19 protein-coding genes and 1 pseudogene are annotated in these 20,624 nt (G+C 72.4%); 16 read left to right on the top strand and 4 right to left on the bottom strand.

What is annotated here, in order from left to right; all coding sequences use genetic code 11:
* Positions 1-131: 131 nt before the first annotated feature.
* A complete protein-coding gene (locus P3T29_RS31430; protein ID WP_280720085.1) occupies positions 132-983 on the bottom strand; it encodes a class I SAM-dependent methyltransferase in 852 nt (283 codons plus the stop codon).
* Between the two features lie 276 nt (positions 984-1,259).
* Here P3T29_RS31430 and P3T29_RS31425 point away from each other — a divergent pair, with 276 nt between their 5' ends.
* Together P3T29_RS31425 and P3T29_RS31420 are read left to right on the top strand one after the other, a co-directional pair.
* Positions 1,260-2,078: a hypothetical protein gene (locus tag P3T29_RS31425; protein WP_280720084.1), complete on the top strand. Its 819-nt coding sequence runs from the start codon at positions 1,260-1,262 to the stop codon at positions 2,076-2,078.
* The gene (locus P3T29_RS31420) at positions 2,075-2,860 is read left to right on the top strand and encodes a hypothetical protein (RefSeq protein ID WP_280720083.1); all 786 of its coding nucleotides are present in this window, start codon (positions 2,075-2,077) and stop codon (positions 2,858-2,860) included. The genes P3T29_RS31425 and P3T29_RS31420 overlap by 4 nt, the downstream gene beginning before the upstream one ends.
* Positions 2,861-3,071: 211 nt before the next feature.
* Here the strand turns inward: P3T29_RS31420 and P3T29_RS31415 are convergent, their stop codons facing one another.
* Entirely contained in the window at positions 3,072-3,551 is a 480-nt protein-coding gene (locus P3T29_RS31415) for a hypothetical protein (RefSeq protein ID WP_280720082.1), read from the bottom strand.
* Between the two features lie 164 nt (positions 3,552-3,715).
* Between P3T29_RS31415 and P3T29_RS31410 the strand changes: the two genes are divergently transcribed.
* The 6 genes and pseudogenes from P3T29_RS31410 to P3T29_RS31385 all read left to right on the top strand — a co-directional run bounded on the left by P3T29_RS31410 (position 3,716) and on the right by P3T29_RS31385 (position 9,531).
* On the top strand, positions 3,716-4,066 hold the full coding sequence (locus P3T29_RS31410) for a cupin domain-containing protein (RefSeq protein WP_280720081.1): 351 nt from the start codon (positions 3,716-3,718) through the stop codon (positions 4,064-4,066).
* Entirely contained in the window at positions 4,056-5,486 is a 1,431-nt protein-coding gene (locus P3T29_RS31405; RefSeq protein ID WP_280720080.1) for a class I tRNA ligase family protein, read from the top strand. Before P3T29_RS31410 ends, P3T29_RS31405 begins: the two co-directional genes overlap by 11 nt.
* Positions 5,483-6,664 (top strand): FAD-dependent oxidoreductase, encoded by a 1,182-nt coding sequence (locus P3T29_RS31400; protein ID WP_280720079.1) that lies wholly within the window; start codon positions 5,483-5,485, stop codon positions 6,662-6,664. The genes P3T29_RS31405 and P3T29_RS31400 overlap by 4 nt, the downstream gene beginning before the upstream one ends.
* Positions 6,661-8,076, top strand: a complete 1,416-nt coding sequence (locus P3T29_RS31395) for an FAD-binding oxidoreductase (protein WP_280720078.1) — start codon at positions 6,661-6,663, stop codon at positions 8,074-8,076. Before P3T29_RS31400 ends, P3T29_RS31395 begins: the two co-directional genes overlap by 4 nt.
* Positions 8,073-8,420, top strand: a complete 348-nt coding sequence (locus tag P3T29_RS31390; protein WP_280720077.1) for a hypothetical protein — start codon at positions 8,073-8,075, stop codon at positions 8,418-8,420. Before P3T29_RS31395 ends, P3T29_RS31390 begins: the two co-directional genes overlap by 4 nt.
* A 342-nt stretch (positions 8,421-8,762) precedes the next feature.
* Positions 8,763-9,531: pseudogene (locus P3T29_RS31385) on the top strand (alpha/beta hydrolase).
* A 253-nt stretch (positions 9,532-9,784) separates the two neighbouring features.
* Here P3T29_RS31385 and P3T29_RS31380 read toward each other — a convergent pair.
* Positions 9,785-10,705, bottom strand: a complete 921-nt coding sequence (locus P3T29_RS31380; protein WP_280720076.1) for a hypothetical protein — start codon at positions 10,703-10,705, stop codon at positions 9,785-9,787.
* A gap of 716 nt (positions 10,706-11,421) precedes the next feature.
* Between P3T29_RS31380 and P3T29_RS31375 the strand changes: the two genes are divergently transcribed.
* The 3 genes from P3T29_RS31375 to P3T29_RS31365 all read left to right on the top strand — a co-directional run bounded on the left by P3T29_RS31375 (position 11,422) and on the right by P3T29_RS31365 (position 13,920).
* Positions 11,422-13,065 carry a transposase gene (locus tag P3T29_RS31375; RefSeq protein WP_280720075.1) on the top strand — a complete coding sequence of 548 codons (1,644 nt, stop codon included), beginning with the start codon at positions 11,422-11,424 and terminating at the stop codon, positions 13,063-13,065.
* A 293-nt stretch (positions 13,066-13,358) separates the two neighbouring features.
* Positions 13,359-13,595 carry a hypothetical protein gene (locus P3T29_RS31370; protein WP_348532883.1) on the top strand — a complete coding sequence of 79 codons (237 nt, stop codon included), beginning with the start codon at positions 13,359-13,361 and terminating at the stop codon, positions 13,593-13,595.
* Positions 13,596-13,650: 55 nt separating this feature from the next.
* Positions 13,651-13,920, top strand: a complete 270-nt coding sequence (locus P3T29_RS31365; protein WP_280720074.1) for a hypothetical protein — start codon at positions 13,651-13,653, stop codon at positions 13,918-13,920.
* Positions 13,921-13,990: 70 nt separating this feature from the next.
* Here the strand turns inward: P3T29_RS31365 and glnT are convergent, their stop codons facing one another.
* The gene (gene glnT / locus P3T29_RS31360; protein WP_280720073.1) at positions 13,991-15,352 is read right to left on the bottom strand and encodes a type III glutamate--ammonia ligase; all 1,362 of its coding nucleotides are present in this window, start codon (positions 15,350-15,352) and stop codon (positions 13,991-13,993) included.
* A gap of 184 nt (positions 15,353-15,536) precedes the next feature.
* Between glnT and P3T29_RS31355 the strand changes: the two genes are divergently transcribed.
* From P3T29_RS31355 to P3T29_RS31335, 5 genes are all read left to right on the top strand, one after another.
* Entirely contained in the window at positions 15,537-16,220 is a 684-nt protein-coding gene (locus P3T29_RS31355) for an SDR family NAD(P)-dependent oxidoreductase (RefSeq protein ID WP_280720072.1), read from the top strand.
* Between the two features lie 140 nt (positions 16,221-16,360).
* Complete coding sequence (locus tag P3T29_RS31350) at positions 16,361-18,118, top strand: tryptophan 7-halogenase (protein WP_280720071.1); 1,758 nt, start codon at positions 16,361-16,363, stop codon at positions 18,116-18,118.
* Positions 18,119-18,517: 399 nt separating this feature from the next.
* Complete coding sequence (locus tag P3T29_RS31345; protein WP_280720070.1) at positions 18,518-18,769, top strand: hypothetical protein; 252 nt, start codon at positions 18,518-18,520, stop codon at positions 18,767-18,769.
* A 309-nt stretch (positions 18,770-19,078) separates the two neighbouring features.
* The gene (locus P3T29_RS31340) at positions 19,079-19,639 is read left to right on the top strand and encodes a SigE family RNA polymerase sigma factor (protein WP_280720069.1); all 561 of its coding nucleotides are present in this window, start codon (positions 19,079-19,081) and stop codon (positions 19,637-19,639) included.
* Positions 19,639-20,319, top strand: a complete 681-nt coding sequence (locus P3T29_RS31335) for a PASTA domain-containing protein (protein WP_280720068.1) — start codon at positions 19,639-19,641, stop codon at positions 20,317-20,319. Before P3T29_RS31340 ends, P3T29_RS31335 begins: the two co-directional genes overlap by 1 nt.
* Positions 20,320-20,624: the final 305 nt, after the last annotated feature.

Genomic DNA, 20,624 nt, shown 5'->3' with positions numbered 1-20,624 from the left:
GCGTAGAGAACTCCATGATCACGCGGACCCGTGCCCGCACTGCATCCACCCCACCCCATCGCTCAGCGGCAGCCGCCTATTGCCGGTCGGTCTAAATCACCGGTATTGCATCCAGGGAACCGGGAGGCGCTCTACCGGCGGACCGCCGAGATCAGTCCGCCGGGCCGCTCCTCGCGCTGCGGCGGGGTGCCGATCGGGCGGCCGTAGGCGGCAGCGCGCTCGCGCAGGGTGTGGCTGTCGGCCTCCCAGCCGTGCCCGGCCAGCCAGCCCACCGGGTCGTCGGGCATCTCCGAGACCCACATGGACGCCGCCGATCCCGGCGCGGCGTCCGCTCCGAAGCGCTCGATCACGCCGCGCGAGCCCAATGTCAGCCCCATCCGACTGCCCGCCGCCGACTGCGCGCTGATCCGGGCCAGCAGTAGCTCCACCGCATCCTCGGGCAGATAGATCAGTAGCCCTTCGGCGATCCACGCGGTCGGCACAGCCGGGTCGTGCCCTGCGGCGGCCAGCGCGCCCGGCCAGTCCTCACGCAGATCCACCGCGACGGTGATCCGCTCGCAGCGTGCGACGGCCCGCTCCCGGCGCAGCACCGAAGCCTTGAAGTCCAGTGGCGCGGCGGTGTCGACCTCGAACAGCCGGGTGCCCTCGGGCCAGTCCATCCGGAAAGCCCGGCTGTCCATACCGGCGCCGAGCAGCACGACCTGCCGGACCCCGGACGCGGAGGCCTGCTGCAACAGGTCGTCGAGGAACTTCGTCCTGATGACGATGGAGAACGACACGGCCAGCCGGCGGCGTTGCGCGGCCTCGTCATCGGGCAGCGGCGGCGAGGAGGGCCACGGGCCGCCGGCGGTGGCGAAGGCCTGTGCCAGTGGGTCGCGGAACAGCGCGTTCTCCCGCTCGGTCTCCAACGCCCGTACCCTGGCCACCCCCACCGCCGTGGCCCACACTCCCGACGGCTGCACCCGCTCCCGCTCATCAGTCATCGCGCCAGCCTAGACGCAATACCGGTGAGTTTGGCGGGATTTGGTCGTTGGACGGGTTGTGCCAAGGCCTGGTCAGGCGAAGCCGTCGGTGGGTGAGCGGTTCTCGGATCGGATCGCGTTGGGGGTGTTGACCCGTGCGTTCCCGCCGGAGCTGGTCGATGAGGTGGTCGCCGGGCGGTGTCGTCCGGCCCGTCGGGGGGCAGGATCCCGCGGGTCCGTGCGGAACCGGTGCGGGGCAGGCCGCGTCCAAGGACTGGCGCCGGGGGGGGGATGGTCATGGGGGCAACAGGGTCTCGTGGGATCCGGGTTCTGCTGGTCGGGCTCGGCCTGGCCGCAGTCTGCGCGCTGGCCGGCTACGGCGTGTACGCCGTCACCGCGGGGAGTGTCAAGGAATGGGACGTGGACGCCCAGGGGCCCGTCCTCGTCTCCGCCGACGGGCGGACCCTCACCCTCACCGGTGTGCCCGATCCGGCCTGGAACCCAGGCGAGTGCTTCGGCAGCCTCACCGTCAACGTGGTGACCGAGGAGCACGCCGCCACCGTGGCCGTCCACTTCCACCTGCGCAGCGCCCCGCAGGAATCGGGTGGTCCTGCGGGCAGCTGTGCGCGGTTCACCGGAATCCGGGCCGACCTCGCCCACCCCCTCGACGCACGAACACTGGCGGACAGCCACGGACGGCCGTTGAAGGCCGTGTCCGAGGCGAGCCTCCCGCAACCACGCGACCCGGGCCTGACCGAGCACGGCAGCGAACTGTGCATCGCCGGACAGGAGCCCTCCCCGTACGACGCCTGCCTCGGCTCGGCGACTCTCGTCCGTGACTACCGTGACGCCTCGCAGCAGCTCAGCTGGACGCTGCTTCAGTCCCTCGACCCGGCAGCACCGGATCCCGCCGCCCCGGGGACCTCGGCGGCGCAGCGCACGGTGCTGAACGGAGCTCCCGCCGTCTGCGGTCGGAGCGGTCAAGGCGGCGTGGTTGTCGGCTGGACCGAGGCAGGGACGGCGCAGCAACTGGAGCTCGACCCCCGGAACGGCTCCGGCGCCACGGTCGGCCAGCTCTGTACCCGTGCCATCGCCGAGGCACGGACCGTGCGGTGAACCGCCGGCGGGCGGTGGGGCTGGGCACGGCGGCGGTATGCGCGCTCGCCGGTCTCATCGGGTACCGGGCGGCCGCGGGCGCCGCGTTGCCCGGGCTGGTCCGTACCCCGGTCGCCGTGGTGCTGCTGTCCGCAGACGGCCGGGGGCTCAGCGTCGCGCAGAGCGGGGAGTGCCTGGGCACGGGACAGCTCCGTGTCCGCCAGCCGCCGTCCGCCGTCGTGCTCGACTTCCGTACCGATCCGCCGAGCCGCAACTGCACCGGCGGGGCCCAGCAGACGGTGTGGTCGGTCCGGCTCGCGACACCGCTCGGCGACCGCCCGCTGATCGACGCCAACGGCGGCGACACCGGCGACGGCGACCCGGTCCCGTACTTCCGCGCCGCCGACCTCCCGGACGCCCCCCTGCTCCCGCCCGGCTTCCACCACGCCTACGACGCCCCTGGTTACCTCGGGACCACCTCCGCCGGCCAGTGGAGCCCGGCCGCCTCGGAGCTCTTCCTCGCCGGCACGGCGCGCCTGCGGCTGGTAGTGGAGTACGGACCTCACTGGCCCGATGACTGGCCTGCTGCCGCGCCCATCCTCGTCCCGGTCCTGGGGCACCTGGCCAGGGTCGGCCCCGGCGGCATCGCCTGGCAGCAGCGGGACGCATCCGGTTCCGTTCGCAGCTACGCACTCCTGGCCGATCCACCCCTCCCGACCGCACAGCTGGTCTCCATGGCCGACCAGTTGCATCTGACGCGCGCGTCGGGGGGCGGGCCGGTGCCCGGCGGGCCTGTGCTCTGAACCTCTCCACCGTGACCGGGGTCTGCCCGTCGTTGCGCAGGCGGGCCGTGTACCCGATCCGCTCCGCTCCCCGTCCGGGCCGTGCCGATCAGCGGGTGCGCCGGCGCCGACCGTGATCCCATGCCCCATCCCGAGGCTTCTCGGGGCACTGACCTGCATGTCTGTGACACATGTTCAGCGCGCCCCGCCGGCGCCGTCCCGCAAGACCGCGTCAGTACTGCCCCGACACCGTCGACGCCACGTACGCCCCGAAGTCCGGCTCCGCCGGCCGCAGGACGTGCCGTACCCAGGCGTCCCGCTCGTGGCCCACCGCGACCAGCTCCCACACGCACGCCGTCGCGCCGCCCGGCGCCGGGGTGATCGCCGTCAGGTCGGCCCAGTTGGCCAGCCACGTCCGCGAGTGCAGGATCAGACCGTTGCGGCTCCACCAGCCCACCACCACGTAGCACCCGTCCTCGTCCTCGTGCACCACGCTGTACCCGTACGCCGGCCCGTCGCCGTCCGCCACGGGCAGCGAACGGCCCACCGCCAGCCGCGCGAAGTCCAGTACCTCCCCGCCCGGGCTGTCCCGCAGCGACGACACCCCGTAGCGCTTCACCGTCCACCCCCGCACCGACTCCGGCGCGAGCGCCGTGAGCGAGCGCGGACCGTAGCGCACCGGACGTTCCCCCACCTGCGTGTCAGAGGTCATGCCGGTGATGGTGGCACGCCACCGGGCCGCTGCCAACCTCCCTTCGAGGGCTTCTCAAGTGCTTCCGCCCACGATCGATCCGTCAGATCCCTGATCCCTTACCCCTGTTCCCCATCCGTCGGACCGTCAGGCCCGCACGCCACCACCGGCAGAGGAGGCCCCCTGTGCAGAAGTTCACCATCGGCGACTCGAAACTGGAGAGCGAGTACGGCATCGGCATCGGCCGCTGGGACCGCTACCCCGGTACCGGAAGCCTCCCCTTCGACGCGATGTGGTGCCAGGTCCCGGCCGGCTCCCACAGCACACCGGACAGCCACCCCGAGGTCGAACTGGCCATCGTGCTCGGCGGCGACGCCACGTTCACCGTGAACGGCCAGGACACCCACGCGCCCACCGGCACCGCCGTACTCCTGCAGCCGGGGGAGCACCACACGATCACCTCCAACGGCGAACCCGTGCAGATCCTCAGCATCTACTGGCTGCCCCGGACCGAGCAGGTGCCCGATGGCGCCTGACCACAACGGCAACGCCCCGACCGCCGACGAGCCGACCACGGACGGCCTGACCACCGTCGTCCTGTCACCCCCGCCCACCCCCAACGGCCCCCTGCACCTGGGCCACCTCTCCGGCCCCTACCTCGCCGCCGACATCGCGGTCCGCGCCGCCCGCCGCCGTGGCGACAAGGTCTTCGCCCTCTGCGGCCTGGACGACCACCAGAACTACGTCCAGGCCAAAGCCCGCCAGGAACACACCCCCGCCACCGAACTGCGCGGGCGCAACGCCGACCTGATCCGCGCCGTCTTCGACCGCGCCGGCATCGTCCACGACGGCTTCACCCAACCCCTCACCGACAGCGGCTACCGCGCCACCGTGGTGGAGTTCCTCGAGGACCTCGCCCTCGCCGGCGCCCTGCCCATCGAGGAGTGGCACACCCCCGTCTGCCAGGACTGCCCCGGCATCCTGCACCACGCCTACGTCACCGGCGGCTGCCCCCAGTGCGGCGCCACCTCCGGCGGCGGCACCTGCGAGGGCTGCGCCGGCTACACCCCCGCAGCCGCCCTCACCGACCCGCACTGCACCCGCTGCGGACTCCCCGCCACCGCCCGCCGCCTCGTCCGCGGACCCGTACTGCGCCTGGAGGACCACCGCGCCGTCCTGGAAGCCGCCTGGCAGCGCGCGACCCTGCCCCCGACGGCCCGCCGCCTGGCCACCCGGCTGCTCCAAGGACCGCTGCCCACCGTCCCGTTCAGCTACCCCACCGACTGGGGCATCGAACTGCCGTCCATCCCCGGCCACCGGGTGGACGTCTGGGCCGAGATGGGCCTGGGCTACCTCCACACCGTCGGGCAGCACCTCGCCCCCGGCGCCACCGGCCTCGACGAGCACCTGCGGGCCTGGCGCAAGGTCGGCGCCCTCTGGGCGTTCCTCGGCCTGGACAACGCCTTCTACTACCTCGCCCTGTTCCCCGCCCTGTTCGCCGCTGCCGGCCTGCCTGCGGACGTCCTCACCGGACTCGTCGTCAACGAGTTCTACCGGCTCGACGGCGCCAAGTTCTCCACCAGCCGCAGCCACGCCGTCTGGGCCCACGAATTCCTCGACACCGAGGACCCGCGAGCCGTCCGCGCCTTCCTCAGCTGGGACCGCCCCGCCCCCCGGCCCGCCAACTTCACCCTCGAGCGCTACCGCGCGCTCACCGCCACCTGGACCGACCCCGCCCGCGCCACCCCGGCCGACCCCGCCGAACTCGCCCGCGCCGAACAGGCCCTGACCTTCGAACACTTCGACGCCGCCCTGGCCGCCCGCTGCCTGCTCGGCGCCGGCCTGCCCACCGGCACCACCGGCAGCACCGGCAGCACCGGCGGCAGCGTGCCCGCCGACGACCTGCTGACGGTCCTCACCGGCGGCACCGGCGACACCAAGGCGGCCGGGCAGTGAGGATCTGCGTGGTCGGCGGCGGCATCGCCGGCACGATGCTCGCCTGGCGCCTGATCCGCCACGCCGGCGTCGACGTCGACCTGATCACCGGCCCCGACGGCGCGGACGACGCCACCAGGGCCTCCGGCGGCCTCGTCCGCGCCTTCGACCCCGACCCCGCCCTCGCCGAACTCGCCACCCGCAGCCTGCGCGAACTGCGCGCCAGCGCCCTGCTCCGCCAGTGGTCCGGCTACCAGGAGACCGGCAGCCTCTACCTCCGCGCCGAACCCGCAACCGGACCCCGGCACCCCCGCACCCCCACACCGGACGCCGCCGAACTCCTCGACCGCCACGCCCTGGCCGCCCGCTACGGCCTGACCGGCCTGCCCGAACACACCACCGCCGTCCTGGAACACCACGCCGGCTACTTCTCCCCGGACCTGCTGCGACGCGGCGCCAGAGCCGACTTCACCGCCCGCGGCGGCCACCTCGACCACGGCGTCCTGCGCGAGATCCGGCCAGGACCCGCCGGCGTCGCCTACCGCACCAACCAGGGCTGGGCGAACGCCGACGCCGTCGTCCTGGCCGCCGGCGCCTGGACCGGCCGGCTGCTCACCGACTGCGACCTGCCCCCGATCGGCGTACGCACCAAGGTCATCCAGTGCGCCGTCTACGCCACCGGGACCGGCCGGAACACCGGGACCGGGACCGACACCGGGACGGACACCGGGACCGGCCGCCACCCCCTGCCGGCCTTCGTCGACGAAACCAGCGGCCTCTACGGCCGCCCGGCCGGCCCCGGCCGGATGCTGCTCGGGCTGCCGACCCAGCGCTGGGACGTCCCGCCCGGCCCGCAGCCCTTCATGGACCGCGAGGAACGAGCCGTCCGCCGCGCCCTGGCCCAGCGCCTGCCCGGCCTGCAGATCAACCCGCCGCACCGCTTCGTCGCCGTCGCCGAGGCCTACGTACCCGAGGGACGGCTCGAACTGCGGCCCGTACCGGGCCACCACCCCGCCCTCTTCACCTTCACCGGCGGCAGCGGCGGCGCGGCCAAGACCGCACTCGCCGCCGGAGCCGGAGCCGCCGCCGACCTGCTCGGCCACCTCGGACAGCCCGGACACCCCGCCGTCCGCCCGAGCACTCACCCGAACACCGAGGACACCCGCCCGACACCGATCCCCGAGGGGGAGCGCAGATGAGCGCCGCAGTCCGCCGAGCCCTGGAAGCCGCCTGCCCGGGCCGGGTCATCACCCCGGACCACCCCGGCTACGACCGGGTGCGGCTGCTCTTCAACGGCATGCACGACCGCCGCCCCCGCGCGATCTGCCTGCCCGCCACCCCCGCCGAGGTCCAGCACGCGATCCTCGCCGCCCGCGGGACAGGACTGCCGACCGCCATCCGGGGCGGCGGCCACAACATCGCCGGATCCGGCTCCGTCGACGACGGCATCGTCATCGACCTGCGGCTGCTCAACCGCGTGCGCGTCGACCCCAGGCGCCGCCTGGCCGCCACCGGCGGCGGCGCGACCTGGGCCGACTTCGACCTCGCCACCACCACCCACCAACTGGCCTCCACAGGCGGCACCTTCGACGACACCGGCGTCGGCGGCCTCACCCTCGGCGGCGGTATCGGACACCTGATGGGACGCCACGGACTGGCCTGCGACAACGTCGAGTCCTACCAACTGGTCACCGCCGCAGGCGAACTGCTCACCGTCGACCCCACCACCGACCCCGAACTGGACTGGGCCCTGCGCGGAGCCGGCCACAACTTCGGCGTCGTCACCGAGTTCCAGTTCCGCCTGCACCCCGTCGAACGCGTCTACGGCGGCTACGTCGCCTACCCCGCCGACGACCCGGCCGCCGCCGTCCGCCTCTTCCGCGACCTCATGCAGGACGCCCCCGACGACCTGATCTGCACCATGCTCCTGGAACGCCACGGACCGATGCAGCGCCCCGCCGCCGTGATGAGCGTCTGCTACTGCGGCGACGACCCCCAGTACCGCGACACCCTGGACAAGGCCCTGCGCGCCATCGAACCACTGGACTGGCACATCGAGGACCGCAGCTACGTCTCCATGCAACTCTGCCTGGGACGCCTGCCGTTCGGGCTGCGCCACTACTGGAGCGCGCGCTGCGTCGACGGCCTGCCCGACGAACTGGTGGACGCCGTCGCCGACCGCTTCCGGGCGGCCACCATCACCGACCCGTTCAACGACACCATCCTCCTGGAACCGATCACCGGCGCCGTCCGCACGGCCGACCCGGCGCGCAGCGCCGTGCCGTTCCGGGGCGCGGGCTTCAACGTGACCGGCATGGCGATCTGGGACCCGGCCCACCCCGAGGCCGACGCCGAACAGACCGCCTGGGCCAAGTCGGTGGCCGCCGCCGCCGAACCGTACGGACGCTGGGGCGACGGGTACATCAACTACGCCGGGGACAGCGCCTCGGCCGGCCCCGACCGCGCGGTGCGGACCTTCGGGGCAGCGGCCTACGACCGCCTGGTGGCGCTCAAGCAGCGCCTGGACCCGGACAACTTCTTCCGCTCGAACTACAACGTCGCCCCCGCGTCCGGCCAACTCCTGGGCCAGCGACCGGAGTCGGCCCGGTGACGGCGCCCCGTTGGCTGGGCACGCTCAGCTACGACGGCCGGGTCTTCCGCTCCGGCCCCGCCGGTGGCGACGGCCCCACCGGCCGCTACCACCAGGACGGCGACCTGGTGTGGGCGGAGTTCGCCGGCGGCCAGGTACGCACCGGCCGCCTCACCGGGCGCTGCTCGGCCGACGGCGTCCTCACCCTCGCCTACGCCCAGGTCCTGGCGGACGGCCGGGTGGTCTCGGGGGAGTGCGTCAGCACCCCGGAACTGCTCCCGGACGGCCGGGTCAGGCTCCGCGAGGACTGGCGCCGGGCGGACGGCTCCAGCGGCACCTCGTGGATCGAGGAGCCGCGCGGGTAGCGAACGGCGGGCGCCCGGCCGGGGCGGGTGGTCCGGGGAGGAGACTGTTACCGGGACCGCCCGCCCAGGACCTCGGAGGAACAGTGAGCGCCGCACCCAGCCCAGTCAACGTGCGGCGAAGCCCCCGGACATGGGCCGGAACCGCACGTGGCCGGCAGGAAAAGTTTGAGCGGGATGATGTTGGACTGGTAGCGTCCGGGACACCGTGAGGGACCGCGAGGAGGTGAGACCCATGAACGCTGTATCGATGTGGGTGCTCCCCCTTGGGGTCACGGTCTGGCGATTGACGTAGGCGTCGCCGGGAGCGCCTCGACAAAAGGGCACTCCCGAAAGGCAACAGCCATGAATTCTCTGCACTTCACTTCTGAGTCGTCGTCAAACGGCATGGTCGAACGCGACTTCACTGTGGGCGGGGTCCCCGGCGTTTCTCTGGTCGCCGGCCTCCAACGCAGCCGATCGCGCGCCCCTGGTCCTGATGGCCCACGGCGGCGGCAACCACAAGAAGCACCCGGCGATGGCCGGCCGCGCCCAGCGCCTGGTGACCGGCTGCGGCTTCCACGTCGCCGTCATCGACGCGCCCGGTCACGGCGACCGGCCGCGCACCGCGCACGACGAGGCGGAGATCGCCGAGCTGTTCCGGGCCAGGGCGGCGGGCGAGCCGGAAGGCCCGATCGTCGTGCGCTACAACGACCACCTGGCGGAGCTCGCCGTGCCCGAGTACCAGGCGACCCTGGACGCCCTCCAGGAACTCCCGGAGATCGGCACCGACGGGCCGGTCGGCTTCTGGGGCATCAACATGGGCACCGCGATCGGCCTGCCCTTCGTGGCGGTCGAACCCAGGATCACCGCCGCCGTCTTCGGCCAGCACTGGCCCGACACCCTGGCCGAGAAGGCGAAGCAGATCACCATCCCGATCGAGTTCGACCTGCAGTGGGACGACGAGCACATCCCGCGCGAGGCCGGTCTCGCACTGTTCGACGCCTTCGCCTCGAAGGAGAAGACGCTGCACGCCAACGCGGGCAAGCACAAGGAACTTCCCAGGTTCGAGGCCGACAGTGCGGTCCGGTTCTTCGCCCGGCACTTCGGCCCGGCGGTCACCTCGCCGGCCTGACCTGACGGGTATCGGCGCCCGGCCACCAGCCGGGCGCCGATACCGCTGCCTTCGCCGGATCGACCTGCCCGACCTTGCGGTGATCCTCACCGCATCGGCCGGCACCATCGCCGGGCCCCTGGCCACCCGTGGCTCCCACCACCGCTTCGAGCCGGCTTCACCAGCATCGGCTGCCCCTGTTCCGACAAGGCGAGGGTCGCCCCCCCCGGGAAACGGGCGACGACCCTCGGCCTGGCGTGGTGGTGCGGCGTGGTCAGGGGGCGGCGATGAAGGAGGCCGGGCCGCCGATCTGGGTCCAGCTCTGGCCCACCCCGGTCCACTCCATGACGGCGCTCTTGTCAGGGGTGAGACCGTAGATGTCGCCGTTGCTGTCCTCGGCGAACTGGGCGCCGGGTCCGCCGATCTGGGTCCAGCCGTTGCCGGTGAACAGCATGACGTTGCCGGTGCCGGGGGCAGTGGCGAGCAGGCCTGCCGGACCGGCGACGATGGAGTCGGCCGGGCCGCCGATCGGGGTCCAGCTCTGGTTCCCGTTCCACTCCATGACGGCGCTCTTGTCAGGGGTGAGACCGTAGATGTTGCCTTGGTCGTCCTCGGCGAACTGGGCGCCGGGCCCGCCGATCTGGGTCCAGCCGTTGCCGGTGAACAGCATGACGTTGCCAGTGTCGGGGGCAGCGGCAATCAGGCCCGCCGTACCGCCCACGATGAAGGAGGCCGGGCCGCCGATCTGGATCCAGCTCTGGCCCACCCCGGTCCACTCCATGACGGCGTTCTTGTCAGGCGTGAGGGCGTAGACATGACGCTGGCCGTCAATGGCGAACTGCGCGCCGGCCCCGCCGATCTGAGTCCAAGCGCCACTGCTGTAGTAGAGGACGTTGCCGGTGCCGGGGGCGGTGGCGAGCAGAACCCTGTAACCCGCGTAGAGCGTGGCCGCCGGGCCGCCGATCGGGGTCCAGCTCTGGCCCCCGGTCCAGTCGTAGACACCGCTCCCGTCGGGTGCCAATGCGGCGACGAACGGCGAGCTCGACGCCATGGCCGTCGGCAGCGTCGCGGGCGCGATGGCCGCCTCGGATGCCGGCCGGCCGACGGCAGTGGCCGGCGCGGCCACCAGAGCGCCACCGAACACGAGCGCCGCAGTGGTGAAGAGAACCTTGTGGAGCTTGGTGCGCAGGTTCATATCGTCCTTTCGTCTCAACGTCTGTGTGCCGGAAGGGATCTGAACAACACGATGGCGCCTGAGACCGGTGTGCCGGCCGAAGGTGCGCCCCTGCCTGGACGCCCTTCGCCTGCCACCGGTCGGTGGAACCGAGGCAATACTGATCCGCCCGGCCCGCCGTCGCCAGGACCTTGAGGTGTACACCACACCAACGCGCATCCGCTCCCGGCGGAGACTGCGGCAGGGGCAAAGCCGGCACCGCCCGGCCCCACCTGGGCCTTCCTCCCCGGGCAACCCCGGGCTCTCAGCGGGCAGCGAACGCGAATTCGTCCGCACTGACGGCAGGGACAGCTACGACTAACGGCTGATGTCCGTCCACCGCAAACAGGGCGCTGGTGCTGTCGCTGCTCATCTGGTCGGCGTAGGCGGCGACCCCGCGCAGTCCGGCGGCCGGACGGTGGCCGGACCGGCGACCCCGCGCGGACGCGGAACACTACGGGTCGCCGGCGGCGGCGGAGGTCCCCGACTGTGTGGGCCGGCCGGGCCTCCTTGGTGGTCATGTAGGGCGGGCCCGCCGGTCCCAGGGCGAGCGGGGTATCGAGCTGCTGGGGATTGCGGTCGTTTTGGTGCGCATAAGTGTCCACGAGTGTCGCTTCGATCATGGTCTGTCGGGTGGATGTGACGACTTGTCAGTGGTGTGTGTGAGGGTGGTGCAAGCCGATGGGGAGGGGGTTGACGTGGCTGGGCCGAGGAAGGTGCTCCGGCGGATCGATGCGTCGTTCGTTTCCCTTGGCCCGTCGGGTGTGACGGTCCGGGACCGTCTCAAGGGCCTCACGCCCGGGGATGAGGAGGTGCTGCGGCTGGTCGGCGGGCATCTGGGGTCGTTGGCATCCCGCGATCTGAAGACGCGGTGCGCGGACGGTCTGGCCCACTCCAACGACACGTGGGCGGTGCGTAAGCGGGAGCTGACCCCGTTGTCGTCGTCGCGCTGGGCCGGGAGCGTCACCAAGGCGACGCACGACCAGTGGGCGCTGTCGCGTCGCGGCCAGGCCGCGCACGTGGACTCGTTGGACGCGGGTATCCGCACGCTGCGGCACCGCCTGTCCCTGCCCATCGGGGAGAAGGGCACCAAGCGCGCACCCGGTGGCTACCGTTCCAGGCGCGAGTGGTTCGTCAAGTCCCGGCGTCTGGCGGTGCTGGAGGAACGTTACGCGGCTGTCCGGGCGGATCGTGAGGCCGGTGTCGTGCACGTGGTGCGCGGCGGCCGCAGGCTGCTGAACACCCGGCACCACCTGGATGCCGCCCAGCTGACCGAAGCCGAGTGGCGTCAGCGGTGGGAGGCGGCACGCTGGTTCCTGTCGGCTGACGGGGAGTCGGGGAAGCGGTACGGCAACGAGACGATCCGCGTCACCCCCGACGGCGAAGTGTCGATCAAACTCCCCGCCCCACTCGCCCGGTACGCCAACGCCCGCAACGGCCGGTACGTCCTGGCGGCGAAGGTCGCCTTCGCGCACCGGGGTGCGGAGTGGGCCGACCGCGTGGAGGGCAATCGGGCGGTGGCCTACCGCATCCACCTGGACGCCACCCGTGGCCGCTGGTACCTCGACGCGGCGTGGACCCGGCCGGTCGTGCGGACCGTGCCGCTGGCCACGGCCCGCGCGAACGGCATGGTCGGTGTCGACACCAACGCCGACCACTTCGCCGCCTGGCGGCTCGACGTCCACGGCAACCCCCTCGGCAACCCCAAGCGGTTCCCCTACGACCTGTCGGGCACCGCCCAGCACCGCGACGCCCAGATCCGGCACGCCATCACCCAGTTGCTGCACTGGGCGAAACGCTGTGGCGTCGCCGCGATCGGCCTGGAGAACCTGGACTTCGCCGACGAGAAGACCCGCGAGAAGCACGGCCGCAACAAGCGGTTCCGCCAGCTGATCTCCGGCATCCCGACCGGCAGGCTCAAGGCCCGGCTCGTGTCGATGGCCGCCGAGACGGGCCTGTCGATCGTCGCGGCCGACCCCGCCTACACCAGCGTGTGGGGCGCGCAGCACTGGCAGAAGCCGCTGGCGACCCCGCGACGCACCACCACCCGACACGACAGCGCCGCTGTCGCCATCGGACGACGCGCCCTCGGACACCCGATCCGGCGACGGACGGCACCGCCCCCGCACCACCAGAGCGATGGTGCGGGGCATCGGACCGCCCAGGCCGGACCAGGCGACCGAGGACGTGAGGGAACCCGCCACCCCGCCACGGACCGCAGCCACGAGCCGCGCGCCCGAACGGGGACCACGAGAACGCGGGCGACCAGCGCACCCAAAACCGTTCGGGCTGCGCGCAGTGCTGGAACGTGGGTCCAAGACCCACTCCTGCTCACTGTCTAGGAACGGTTCCTCCGGGTGTCGTTGGTGTACTGGTCCCAGAGTCGCGTGTGCTCGCCGTCGCCGGCCAGGGTGTGCAGATTCCGGCCGAAGCGGGAGAGCATCCCCGCGATCCGGGGGTGGGACGCCTGGCCGTCCGGGACGGACCTGGCCGTGCTGATCGCAATTCTTCTGTACCGCCATGGACGAGACCACATGGGCGGGGGCTTCAGTGCCGCCGTGCGCTCTTGACGGCCCTACTCCCTTGGGGAATGGTCGTGCAAGACCGAGCGGCCGACTTGGCACGGGAGAGCACCGTGGACCTGGAGTTCGTCGGGATCGACCCCAACACGGAACACGAGGGATCGCCTACCGTGTGGTTGGACAAGGAGCACGAGGAGCTGGTGTTCCAGGGATGGCACGGCGGCACCGAGTTGATCGAGCGCATCGCCTCGACCAGTTGGGCTGAGGGCCATGCTGCCGGCATCCCCGAGGGCGAAGGGGTTTTCCGCCTCCCGATCCGCATGGTTCCCATCATCAGGAAGGCCGTGTGATGACGCAGAGCGTGCCGGACTTCTCTGAACTGCTGGCCGGTGTCCGGCACTCGGCATGCCACCTCGAAATGAGAGACACCTACGCCGGGCAGGACAGTGGACCGGCATCGAGCTGACCATCCTGGCGGAGTTCCACCCGAAGCCGTTCGACGGCCGGGTCCGGCCGGGCGAGAACGTGTTCCGCAGCGTGTGGGACGGACAGGAGAAGGACCTGGTGCTCGGCGAAGGCCGTGAGCTGCGGTTCGTGCCGCTGGCCGACGTGACGGCGATGCACGTCCCGCCCTACATCAAGGACTACGTCCGGCAGCTGGCCGACCTGCTCTGACCGGCGGCGCAGAGGGCGCGATGGGCCGGGGCCCCGCTCCGGGCCCCGCCCCCGCGCCGCCGGCCCCGCGTCAGGCCAGCAGGTACCGCTCGACCTCCCAGGCCGTCACCTGGCGGTGGAAGTCCGCGAACTCCTCCCGCTTCACCTCCGCGTAGTAGTCCGCGTACTCCCCGCCCGCGACCTTGCCCAGCGCCTCGCGCAGCGCCCCGTCCCGGACCAGCTCGTCCACCGCGTGCAGCAGCGTCTGCGGCAGCGGCCGCAGCCCCGCCGCCGCGCCCGCCGCCTCCAGGTCGCCGCCGACCGGGTCGCCCGGGTCCGCGCCCCGGGCGATGCCGTCCGCGCCCGCCGCCGCGACCCCGGCGATCGCCAGGTACGGGTTGGCCGCCGCGTCCACGCAGCGCACCTCCACCCGCCCGGTGTCCGGGATCCGCACCAGGTGCGTGCGGTTGTTGCCGCCGTACGTCGCGTACCCCGGCGCCCAGCTTGAACGCGACAGCGTGTTCGCGCCCGCCCCCAGCCGCTTGTAGGAGTTGACGGTGGGGCAGGTCAGCGCCAGCAGACCCGGCGCGTGGTCCAGCAGACCCGCGATGAAGCTGTACCCCAGCGCCGACGTACCCAGCCCGCGCGGGTCACCCGGATCGGTGAACAGCGACGTACCGCCCTCCCACAGCGACACGTGCAGGTGCAGCCCGCTGCCCGTCAGGTGCGAGAACGGCTTGGGCATGAACGTGGCCACCAGACCGGCCCGCTGCGCCGCCATCCGGGCCAGGTGCCGGAAGACCACGACCCGGTCCGCGGTGCGCAGCGCGTCCGCGTAGCCGAAGTTGTGCTCGAACTGCCCGTTGGCGTCCTCGTGGTCGTTGGAGTAGTTGTCCCAGCCCAGTGCGTCGATGGCCCGGCTGACGGTGCTCAGGTGGTCGTACGCCCGGGTGGCCGCGCCCGCGTCGTAGCCGGGGGAGGGGGCGGTGTCCAGCTCGTCCGCCACCGCGATGCTGCCGTCCTCGGCGCGGCGGACCAGGAAGTACTCCGGCTCGGCGCCGACCTTCAACTCCCGGCCCTGCTCGGCCAGTCGGGCGAGCTGGTTGCGCAGGATCCAGCGCGGCGCGTACGGCCACGGCTCGCCCTCGACGTACAGGTCGCACTGGATGATGCCCAGGCCCTCCTGTAGCGGGACCTTGACGTAGGACGTGACGTCGGGGACGGCCACCAGGTCCGGGTCACCGGACGACTGGCCCAGCGCCCCCGCGCAGTTGCCGGCGAACCCCAGCCCCTGGCTGAGCAGTTGGTCCAGGGTGTGGACGGGCGCCAGCTTGGCGCACGGCCGGCCGTGCAGGTTGACGAACATGACCAGCAGGAACTCGACGCCGTCCCGGGTGATGGCCCGGGCCAGTTCCTCGGCGTTCCTCGGTGGTGCGGGGGACTGCACCGTCATCTAGGCCTCCAGGGTGGGAAGTTGTGCTGCCTCGCGGGAGGACGGGCGCCCGCGGGGGCCACCCTGGCGGCCCCGCCTCGCGCCGGGCTGGAGAACCCGCCCGGCGCACGCCCGGCCCGACCGGGGCTCGAGCCGCCCGGCCGACCATCGGCGGGACCAGCAGGCGCGGTATCGGAGGGGCGAAGTGACCGAGCAGCGAACAGCGTTGATCACCGGGGCGAACCGGGGACTGGGCCGGGCCGTCGCCGCCGAGCTGCGCGCGCGCGGCCTGCGGATCGTGGTGACCGCGCGCGACGGGGACCAGGCGCTGGCCACGGCGGCCGAACTCGGCCCCGACGTACGGGCGCAGGCCCTGGACGTGACGGACCAGCAGAGCGTGGACCTGGCCCGCAAGGAGATCGGCCCGGTGGACATCCTGGTCTCCAACGCCGGCGTCCTGCTGGACGGCGGCACCGACCCGCTGTCGGTCAGCCTGGACCTGGTGCGGCAGACCTTCTCGGTGAACCTGCTCGGCTCCTGGCGGGTCGCCCAGGCGTTCATCCCGGACATGGTGCGCCGGCGCTGGGGCCGGGTGGTGCTGGTCTCCAGCGGCACCGGCTCGTTCAGCAACGGCCTCTTCCCCGGCAGCCCCGGCTACTCGCTCTCCAAGACCGCCGTGAACGGGCTGACCCAGCTGCTGGCCGGCCAGACCCGCGACTACGGGGTCCTGGTGAACGCCGTCAACCCCGGGCCGACCCGCACCCGGATGATGCCCGGCGCGCAGCGCACCGCCGAGGAGGCCGCGCAGGACATCGCCGACGCGGCCACCCTGCCGGACGGCGGACCCACCGGCACCTTCCGCCGGGGGGAGCAGACGCTCGGCTGGTGAGGCGCGCCTTCGGCGGTTCTCCAGGCGGAGGCCGCTTTCCAGGACGGCTCGAGTCGTCCTGCACACACTGCCGTCGGCGCGGCCGCCCCTTGGGAGCGGGTGGCGCGCCCGCAGCCGGATGGGATTAGGGGAGAGCCGAGATGGACCACAAGATCCTGGCGAACGGCCTGGGGCCGGACGACCGCAACGTACTTGACCGCCTGCTGGAGTCCTTCCCGCCGGCGGAGGCCGAGGCGGTGCGGGGCTGGCTGCCCGGCGCCGCCGCCGGGACGACCGACCCGCTGGCGCTGCTCGGCGCCCTCGCGCCGGCCGGCAGCGACCACGCGCAGCCCGTCGACGGCGACCCGCGCGGCATCCGCCGGGTCGGGGTGATCGGCGGCGGGACGGCCGGCTACCTGACCGCGCTGGCCCTCAAGACCAAGCGGCCGTGGCTGGACGTGACGCTGGTGGAGTCCAAGTCCATCCCGATCATCGGGGTCGGCGAGGCCACCGTCTCCTACTTCACGATCTTCCTCCACCACTACCTGGGCATCGACGCCGCCGAACTCTACGAGCGGGTCAGGCCGACCTGGAAGCTGGGCATCAAGTTCGACTGGGGCCCGGGCACGGACGCGTTCATGGGACCGTTCGACTGGTCGGCGGACTCGGTCGGCCTGGTCGGGGCGATCCAGACCGGCGGCAGCATCAACGGCTCGACCCTGGGCTCGTCGATGATGATGGCCGACCGCGCCCCCGTCTACCAGGGCGACGGCCAGGACCCGCTCTCCCTGATGAAGTACCTGCCGTTCGCCTACCACCTGGACAACGCCCGGCTGGTCTCCTACCTCACCGAACTCGCCGAGCGGCGCGGCATCCACCACATCGAGGCCACCCTGGAGGACGTCGTCCTCAGCGACGACGAGTGGGTCGACCACGTCCGTACCGGTGACGGCCGCGACCTCAGCTTCGACCTGTACGTGGACTGCACCGGCTTCCGCTCCCGGCTGCTCGGCCAGGCCCTGAAGACCCCGTACCAGAGCTTCGACAGCAGCCTGTTCACCGACCGGGCGGTGACCGGCAACATCGAGCACGGCGGCGTCATCGTCCCCTACACCCAGGCCACCACGATGAACGCCGGCTGGTGCTGGCGCATCCCGACCAGGGAGAACGACCACCGCGGCTACGTCTACTCCTCCGCCGCGATCTCCGACGACGAGGCCGCAGCCGAGCTGACCACCCGCTTCCCCGGGATCAAGGACCCCCGGGTGGTGAAGTTCCGCAGCGGCCGCTACGAGAAGGCCTGGCGCGGGAACGTGGTCGGCGTCGGCAACTCCTACGGCTTCGTGGAGCCGCTGGAGTCCACCGGCCTGCTGATGATCGCCACCGAGGCCCTCACCCTGGTGTCGACCCTGCCGGCCTCCTGGTCGGACCCGGTGCCCCGCGACGCCGTCAACAAGGGCCTGGCCCAGCACTGGGACGCGATCCGCTGGCTGCTGTCCATCCACTACAAGTTCAACACCCGCCTGGACACGCCGTTCTGGAAGGAGTGCCGGGAGCTGACCGACGTCTCCGGCTTCCAGCCGCTGCTGGACATCTACGCCGCCGGCGCGCCGCTCTCCCGGCGCAACCCGGTGGTGCAGGACCTGGCGAACCGGGTCGCGCCGTCGTTCTTCGGCCTCTACGGCATCGACTGCCTGCTGCTCGGCCAGCAGGTCCCCACCAAGCTGCTCGGCCTCGGCGAGCCGCTGGAGAACTGGCAGGCCCGCAGCCGCGCGGCCGGCTCCCTGGTGGCCCGCGCCCTGCCCACCCGGCAGGCCCTGGAGGCCTTCGACACCAACCCGGAGCTCAACCGCCAGCTGCTGCAGGACGCCGACAGCTGGGCCGGCCCGCTGATCGCCCAGCGGATGGGCCTGCTCTGACCGTCCGGTACCGGTACCGGAGCGAGCCCCCGCCGCTGGGCGGTTTCCAGGGGGTCGTTGCACCACGTGGTCGGTGTGATCAGGCCGCGAGCAGTTCACGCAGAACGCCCGGCCGGGGTTTCCCAGCCGGGGGTTCTGCGTGGGCGACCGTTGAGTCGAATTCTTCGACGCCTGGGCCGAAGAGGACGATCAACGTGTGGACATCGGCCTGTTTGCCAACGTGGCCAGGGCAGTGGCCGGACTGCCGTCCTCATCGGCGTGGGTCTCATCCCGTGTACGGCCCGGACACCTCGGCCCGGCCCGGCCCGGACCGTGCTCCTGCTTCATCTGCTCCAAGCCCCTCTCCTCGCCGCGCTCCCGTTCAGTTCTCTGGCGGTGGGGGCGGCGTGTCTCGCGATCATGGGTTTCCTCAACGGCATCGCCGTCGTCATATACATGTCGATCATTCAGCGGGCAGCTCCGAGCGCGATGCTCGGCAGGGTCATGTCGCTTCTGGTCCTCGCCGGGCTCAGCCTCCAACCTCTTGGGCAGTTGTCCACCGCTTGGAGCATTCGAGCCGGCTGGCTCACCGCCTCTTACCTGACCGCCGCGGCCATCATGGTCGTCACCTCGCTCGTCGCCATGGCCAGCAGCACCATCCGCGACCTCTGACGAGGGATCTATGAGCCGTCGCGATCTTGAAGTTGCCGGTCAGGGTGGTGGGGGCATCCCATCCGCAGCCGGCCGCGGTCGGCCGGCTTGGCCAACTTCCCGCGCAGCGGCTCCAGCTCGCCCCGCACCCCGGTGTCCGGACCGGGCACCTCGCCGACCTCTCGGAGGCAGACCGCAGAGAACAGGCCCCGCCGGGTGACGTGTGTCACTTTCGCCGCCGGCGTGCAGCGGCCGGCCCGGTGGTGCCGTCATGGGTGCGGAACCACTTGAGGAGGGTGCGATGAGCGCATCGGCGGGCAGCTGGTGAGGGTGTTCGGGCGTGGAGGGCGGAGTCCGCAGGTCGACTTCGTCGAGTTCGTGGAGCAGCGCTCGGCGGCGCTGTTCCGTGCGGCGTACGTGCTGACGGGCAGTCGGGAGGTCGCGGAGGACCTGCTGCAGGAGGCGCTGGAGAAGGCGTGCCGGCGGTGGAAGCGGGTCGCCGTCGCGGACTCGCCGGAGGCGTACGTGCGGCGGATCGTCGTGAACCTCGCCAACGACCGGTGGCGGACGCTGCGGCGGGTGGGCGAGGGCGCGGCCCTGGACCTGACGGCGGCCGACCCGCGCGACCCGTACCGGGAGGTGGAGCTGCGCGATGAACTGGTCCAGGCGCTGCACACGCTGCCGATGGGGATGCGCACCGTCGTGGTGCTGCGCTACCTGTACGACCTGGGTGATCAGGAGATCGCCGAGATGCTGCGGATCACCCCCGGCGCGGTGCGCTCGCAGCTCGCCCGAGGTCTGGCCAAGCTGCGCGCCGCCGGGCCGCTGTACGGGCAGCCCGTGCCGGCCACCGACCATGCCCGGGCTCTGCTCCAGTTCGAAGGTGCGTGATGACCTCCGTCCCGTTCAACGGCCGGTCCGGGCCCAGCCCGGACCCGGGCTCCGACCACGACTCCCACCACGACCACGACTCCCACCACGACTTCGACTCCGACTCCGACTTCGGAAAGGCACTGATCCGGTCCATGGACATTTTCGCCCGCGAGGCCCGCACGCCCGACTTCGACGGCACCGCGATCCTGCGGCGCACCCGCCACCGGCGACGCGGCCTGTTCGCCGTGACCGCGACGGCCGCCGCCGTCGCGATCGTGGCCACCGGCGCGTTCGCGCTGCAGCAGCCGGCCGGCCCGCCGCGTACGGGCCCCGCAGGCACGCCGGCGGCCGCCCCCACCGCCGGGACGCCCTCGCCGGTCGCCGTCCCAACTGCCGGGACGCCTTCGCCCGTTGCCGTCCCCACTCCGTCGTCCATGGGCCAGGGCGCCCCGTCAGCTGGGCCGGACACCGCCCCGCAGCCCGGCCAGGCGGCGGTCACCGTCCCCTCGGTGGCGGGCAGGAGCGAGGCCGAGGCCCGGACAGTGCTGGCCGAGGCGGGGCTGACCGTCGCCGAGGCCCACACCTTCACCGACTGGCACATCCCCGCAGGCAAGGTGATCAGCACCGATCCCGCGCCCGGTGCCCGGGTCGCCGCCGGCACCGGGGTCCACCTGTTCGTCTCCACGGGCAAGCCCTGACCTGACGTCAGCCCCCACCGGTAGGCACCCGGCCAGGCCGGAAGATCCGCCGCAGCCACGCCGAGCGGTACCGGCCGGCACCGGACGCCGCCGGTGGATCCCGGGCTGCGTGACGTCGGTCCGTCCGACCCCGTCGGGGTGTCGGACGGGCCGACGGCGCGGGTGTCCGCGGCGAGTTCATCGAAGCCGGGCAGGATAGGGCCATGATCGGCTACCAGGACTATTCGCAGTGCATCGGGCTTTAGCCCGGTGGTGAAGCGAATCCTTGGCCCGTAGGCGCGGAGCGCCGGAGCGCGCTCCGCGCA

The organism is Kitasatospora sp. MAP5-34 (assembly GCF_029894335.1).
In the GTDB taxonomy this organism is placed as follows: Bacteria; Actinomycetota; Actinomycetes; order Streptomycetales; family Streptomycetaceae; genus Kitasatospora.
This window is presented reverse-complemented; position numbering and strand designations above follow the sequence as displayed.